Origin of the sequence: Vibrio sp. 10N.222.46.A1 (assembly GCF_041473595.1) — a bacterium.
Lineage (GTDB): Bacteria > Pseudomonadota > Gammaproteobacteria > Enterobacterales > Vibrionaceae > Vibrio > Vibrio tasmaniensis_A.
Genome location: NZ_JBFRSN010000537.1, coordinates 1 through 6,147 on the forward strand (window position 1 = coordinate 1; position 6,147 = coordinate 6,147).

Annotated in this window: 6 protein-coding genes; all 6 read right to left on the reverse strand. The window is 45.4% G+C overall.

What is annotated here, in order from left to right:
* On the reverse strand, positions 1–617 hold a 617-nt coding region (locus AB4496_RS15355), incomplete at its 3' end, for an ATP-binding cassette domain-containing protein (protein WP_372131299.1).
* Positions 607–1,449: a sn-glycerol-3-phosphate ABC transporter permease UgpE gene (gene ugpE / locus AB4496_RS15360; protein ID WP_009846304.1), complete on the reverse strand. Its 843-nt coding sequence runs from the start codon at positions 1,447–1,449 to the stop codon at positions 607–609. The genes ugpE and AB4496_RS15355, both read right to left, overlap by 11 nt.
* A gap of 38 nt (positions 1,450–1,487) precedes the next feature.
* The gene (locus tag AB4496_RS15365; protein ID WP_009846305.1) at positions 1,488–2,369 is read right to left on the reverse strand and encodes an ABC transporter permease subunit; all 882 of its coding nucleotides are present in this window, start codon (positions 2,367–2,369) and stop codon (positions 1,488–1,490) included.
* Positions 2,370–2,609: 240 nt separating this feature from the next.
* Positions 2,610–3,902, reverse strand: coding sequence for an extracellular solute-binding protein (locus AB4496_RS15370; RefSeq protein WP_009846306.1), 1,293 nt, complete (start codon positions 3,900–3,902; stop codon positions 2,610–2,612).
* A 287-nt stretch (positions 3,903–4,189) separates the two neighbouring features.
* Positions 4,190–4,792, reverse strand: coding sequence for a 2OG-Fe(II) oxygenase (locus AB4496_RS15375; protein ID WP_009846307.1), 603 nt, complete (start codon positions 4,790–4,792; stop codon positions 4,190–4,192).
* A gap of 170 nt (positions 4,793–4,962) precedes the next feature.
* Positions 4,963–5,994, reverse strand: a complete 1,032-nt coding sequence (locus AB4496_RS15380) for an L-dopachrome tautomerase-related protein (RefSeq protein ID WP_102258197.1) — start codon at positions 5,992–5,994, stop codon at positions 4,963–4,965.
* Between the last annotated feature and the right edge of the window lie 153 nt (positions 5,995–6,147).

The window sequence follows — 6,147 nt, forward strand, 5'->3', positions numbered from 1 at the left end:
ATAGCAACACGTTGACGTTGACCACCCGAAAGCTTGGCTGGCTTGCGGTCTAGGTATTCTTCGATTTTCAGCGTTTTGGCGACTTTCTCAATTTTCTCTTCAATAAGGTGCTGACTAACACCTCGGTTCTTTAAGCCATAAGCTAGGTTTTTGTAAACCGACATGTGGGGGTAGAGCGCATAATTTTGGAAGACCATTGCGATATCACGCTGAGCTGGCTTTTCGTTATCAACACGGCGACCACTTAAGTGAATCTCGCCACCAGAAATGCTTTCCAAGCCCGCAATGGAACGTAGGATAGAAGACTTGCCACAACCAGAAGGACCCACCAAAACAAGGAACTCACCCTCATCGATATCAAGCGAGACTCCTTTGACGGCTTGATGGCCGTTTTCATACGTCTTTACCAAGTTTTTGATACCCAGCATGATGGGAGCTTTACGCGTACGATCGTGAGTGGCTTGGTTGTGCGCTAACGTTTGTTTTAGCTTTGGCATCGGGGTGTCCTCTGTATTTTTGTGGATAGCTTGGTGAGAAGGTTGGTGAGACGTCTTGTACTCATCGAGTGATTGAATGCGATTATTGTTCATTTGAGTTGTGTCGTTATTATTTTTCACTTTCTACTAGCCCTTTTACAAACCAACGCTGAAATACAACCACCACTAGTACGGGTGGCAACATGGCTAAAATCACCATGGCGAAAGCATAGTCATAGCGCGGTAAACTGGTTTCATTGATATTATTGAGTACTTGTTTGATGCCCATCACGATGGTGTTGTAACCTTCATCGGTAGTCATCATGATCGGCCATAAGTATTGGTTCCAACCCACCACAAACATGATGATGAAAATAGCGGCGATCATGGTTTTAGAAAGAGGCAGCAAGATATCGACAAAGAATCGAAATGGGCCTGCATTATCTAGTTGAGCTGCTTCTAACAATTCATCGGGGATGGTTTTGAAAAATTGCCTGAAAAAGAAGGTCGCGGTGGCTGATGCGATCAAAGGCAGAATCAACCCTGTATAGCTATTAAGAAGACCAAGCCCAGCGACAACTTCATAGGAAGGGATAATACGAACCTCTAATGGCAGTAGCAGCGTCACGAAGATCAGCCAAAACCACGCCGTGGCGTAAGGGAGTCTAAAGTAGACCAAAGCAAACGCGGCCATCATCGAAATGATGATCTTACCGATCGCAAAACCTAGCCCCATGATCATCGAGTTGGTGATCATTTTACTGGCGGTGACTTCGCCACTAAAGCCCATGCTTTTGTTCCAAGCTTCGCTATAAATGGCCGTAAAGTTATCGCCCGGTAGCCATTGCAGACCTTCGCTGACAATGGTGTTTGGGTTATGCGTAGAACTAGCGAAGATTAGCCAGATAGGGACCAACATAAACAGCATCCCTGCAATTAAAATTAGGTGGTCTGAGACCTTATTACTTTTCATAAATAACTCCTGTCGCGTTAAATCCTAGCGGGGAGGGGCTAGTAATGGACGCGCTTTTCTACAACGCGAAACTGGATAAATGTGAGAGTGAGTACCAGTAGTAACAACACAACAGACTGGGCGGAACTGCCGCCTAAATCTGCGCCAACAAAACCATCTCGATACACCTTGTACACTAATGAAGTTGTACCGCCACCTGGGCCACCATTGGTCATGGTGTCTATCACGCCAAAGGTTTCAAAGAATGAGTAGGTGAGGTTGATGACCAGTAGAAAGAAGCCAGTCGGGGCGAGCAGTGGGAAGGTAATGGTCCAGAAACGTTTTGAGTCGCTGACACAATCCAGCATCGCCGCTTCTTTTACGGCGTAAGAGATCGATTGGAGTCCCGCTAGGAAGTAGATGAAATTCACCGAAACCTGTTTCCACACGGAAACCAAAATCAGAGCAAACGTGGCATCCACGGGATCGGTTTGGAAGCTAAAATCCCAACCCACAACAGCAAAGATTTCTGTGAACACGCCAATGTGCGGGTTAAACAAGAAAGCACCGATAACACCTGCAATCGCAGGGGCAACCGCATAAACCCAAGTGAGAGTGACCTTGTAAGCGCCTTGTCCGTGAATGATGTTGTCGGCTTTCACGGCAAGCAGCAGAGCCAAGGCAAGTGATAAGAAAGAGACCACAATTGCGAACATCAAAGTAAAGCCAATCGAGTTCAGGTACTCGCTCGATTCGAATAGCATTTGGTAATTCTCAAACCAGACGAATATAGATGAGGTGCCCCAAGGGTCTTCCAGCATAAATGAAAGGTAAACCGCCTTTGCTGCTGGGTAGATAAAGAAAACCGCAATGATGAGTATCTGAGGTGCCAAAAATAGGTAAGGCAGCGGAGAGTGAAAGAATTGTTGACGTCGTTCCACAGGGTAATCCCTAAAAATAATTACAGTGGCCACTATGAGCGGCTGTTACCACTAGCGCTGTATCAGGCATGCATCCCGTTGAGTTATCGTTGTTGGAGCAAGAAATGGCGCTAGGGAAGAGTCTCCTCACGCCTTGCCATAGCGTTTTTTTAGCGACGCAGTGACAAGTAGTGAGGAGTGATGAACGGCTCTGATTCGCTAAGCCTTAAGCTTGTGAACAGTTTCGTTTCATTAATCGATCTAGTTCATCGTTCGAGCGAAGCGCTTTAGTAGTTTGCTGCTCTCATCTTCGACCTTGTCTAGGCTGCTCTCGACGCTAGAGCGATCAGCGAAGATGTTATCGAACTCACGGTGCATCACTTCACGGATCTGCGGGTAATAACCTAGGCGGTAGCCTTTAGTCCACTCGCCCGATTTGAGGCTTAGTTGCTTAACGCCCACTTCTGCGTCTGGCTGCTCTGTGTAGTAGCCGGACTTTTTCGCTAGTTCATAGGCAGCAGTTGTTACAGGTACATAGCCTGTTGTTTTGTGCCAGTAAACCTGAGTTTCAGGTTTGGTCAGGTAATCAAAGAACGCTGCAACACCTTTGTCCTGTTTCTGGTCATGGCCATTGAGTGCAAACAGAGCTGCACCACCAATGAAGGTTAAGCCAGCATCAGGGTTGACCGATTTCCAGTATGGAAGGTAAGTTGTGCCTAACTCGAAAGGTACGCGGTTACGCAAGCCACCGAACGAGCCTGAAGAACCCATCCACATCGCCACTTCTTGGCGCTCGAAAGGTGTTTGGTTCGCGTCCCAGTCGCTGCCGTAATATTTGTAGTAACCTAGATCTGACCACTCTTTCATCTTGCTAACATGCATCATCATGTCTTTGGTATTGAACATGATCTTAGTGGATAAGCCGTCGTAACCATTGTTTTGGTCTGCGACAGGTAGATTGTGGCGAGACTTAAAGTTTTCAAACATGATCCACGGCGTCAGAGATTGAGAAAACGCGATGTGCCCTTCGGCCTTCAGTTTCTTAGCAACCACTTCGAGTTCTTCATAAGTCTTAGGCGCTTCGGCTCCCACTTCTGCGAGAAGGTCTTTGTTGTAGTAAAGAACCGGCGTCGAACTGTTGAAAGGCATACCAACCATCTTGCCTTGGTTGTCGGCATAGAAGTTACGAACGCCAGCTAGGTAGTCGTTTGAATTAAAGTTGTAGCCCGATTCAACCAGAATATCCTGTACCGGTTTCGCGACACCTTTCGCGTTCATGATGGTTGCAGCACCGGCATCGAAGACTTGTAGAATGTTAGGAGCTTCGCCTGCTCGATATGCTGCGATACCCGCTGTTAAGGTCTCTGTGTATGAACCTTTATAGATTGGCGTGATCTTGTAATCATCTTGTGACGCATTAAAGTCAGTCGCAATCTTATTGACGGTTTCTCCAAGTTGGCCGCCCATTGCGTGCCACCAAGTGACTTGAGTCGTTGCGAACGCCGGCATTGCTGCTGTCGCAGAAAGAACGCCTGCCAAAATTAGCTTATTCATCTTCTTTTCCTTTTGGATGAAATCGATATAGAGGTATTGAATTTGAGTATTAACGAGACGGTAGGGGTATCGTTTGAAGCTATCTTGAACAGGGTATATTTCACTTACGTGGCTAAAGCGTTTCACTGATGTGAAAGATTCATTTCGATTTTATTTAAGAGAAAAGTTATTGATGGTTTTGATGTTGAACATGTTCGGTTTTTAAGGCGTTTTATTGGACAACTGTTGTTCAATAAAAAAGCCTCTCGATGGAGAGGCTTAGAAGAAGGTTCGATGTGGATACAGATTTAGTGCGCGATGTCCAATTGGTTGTCTTTCACACCGTTAATGCGAAACCAACCCGCGATACTGAATCGCTCTGTGTTTGTCGGCAGAACCTCGTGTGGGAATTGTTCAGACAAGAATACCAACAGTCGACCACCCTTTGGTGGAATGGTCGCGATGTGGTTGTCTTTTAAATCGTAAACCACGAGCTCCCCTGCGTCTTCCTCAGACCATTCGTCATTCATGTAGAATACTGTGGTCAGGCGGCGGTTTTCGTTGCCTTTGAAGCAGTCTAAGTGCTTCTGGTAAAAGTCACCTTTTTCATATTTTGCAAAGTGCGCTTCGTATTCGAACAGACCTAAAAAGAACGCTTGGTTTGCCTCTAAACGAATTTGTTCCATTTTGTCTAGGAACAGAGAGGCTGGTTCGCCCATATCACGGCGTACCCACTGAATTTTGTCACTACGAATCGTTGCTTCTCGTGCTACGTCATCGTTACGGCCGATCCTAGCCTTTTTCCAGTTCTCTGGAATGCAATCCCTCAATGCCACCACTTCTTCGTGAGTTAAGAAGTCATCCCAAACAAAGTAACCTTGGGTAGAAAGAGCATCGATCAATTGGTTCATGTATAGCACTCAGACAATAAATTAGAGGCGCATATATAGTCCGAATAACTGAGGTCACCAAATCACATGTTTTGTCGTTACGATAAATGTCTTTCGTTTACTCGTAGAAATAGGGAAGGGGCTCTTCAGAAAGGAAAGTGAGCCAGTATAAAAGGCTCACTTCCGTTTGATTATCGGCCGGTCGTTCCTGTCGCCAGTGCTTTGATTTTTACGACTTCGAATGGTCTGATGCCAGTATCTTTGCCGTTATTTAAAGCTGCGGTTCGGTTCAGCTGATTGACAGTTACATAAACATAGCCATCAGGACCAAATGACATGCCATCAGGCCAAGTTTGGTTCTCTGACAGCGTCGCAATAATTCGGTACCCTTTTGGTGTGGACACACCAATTGCATTGTTCTCAATATCCGTAACATAAACGTTCTGAGCACTGTCTACAGTAATACCATCTGAATAAGGTTTGTCTGCGTATCTTTTAATATTGTCTGCGACAGTCTTTCCATCGTTATCGAACTCACTCGCTTTCACTCGATAAATAGTGCGTCCGTTGACAGCTCCGAAATAGACCCATTCGTAAGATGGATCGATCGTGATTGGGTTTAACGCAAACCCAGTTTTACTGTCGGCCTTCATAGATGGGTGGTTTTCTGCCACTCGAACCGCTTCTCCCGTCTTTAGGTCAACCGTTACAAAGGCTGGAATGGCTTCACTTTTTAGATCGTTCTGGGTCATATCAGCAATGATAATACGTTGTCTTTTTTGGTCTAGAGCAAAGTCTTGTAGGAAGCTTGTCGGTTTTAGAACAGAGGCGGGTATTTTTATCGTTTTTACTAATGCTTCATTGCGAGTATCCCAGCCCGTTATGGTATGAGTTGCCAGATCGAGAATCCACGCGACTCCGTTATCATCGGTACGAATGGCAATGACAGCCTTAAATTGAGAGTTTTCACCTTGTGCATATTTCATCGTCGGGTATGGCGTTTGATTTCCAGCCACGCTTAACTCGATGACTTTAGTCGTTGGATGATCGAGCGGATGAACGCTTAACAATAAACGCCCATCTGGTGTAACCGAAGGGTTACCTGGGCGTTCAGTCATGGTCGCGACCACGGTAGCTTGTTTTGGAGTGAACTTTGCCTCTGCATGTGCATAAGTAGACAAAATTGCGCTCGCTAGTACGGTGTAGATTATTGATTTTTTCATTTTCTTTCCCTTGATAATTTACGCAAATGTTACCAATGGGTTAACAATCATCAACAGCCTTGTATTTGTTACACTTTCAAAAGAAATTTGATAATTAGCTTTAACCTATTCATATCAATGCGTATTGATAATCAGTTAAATTGAATTTAGTTC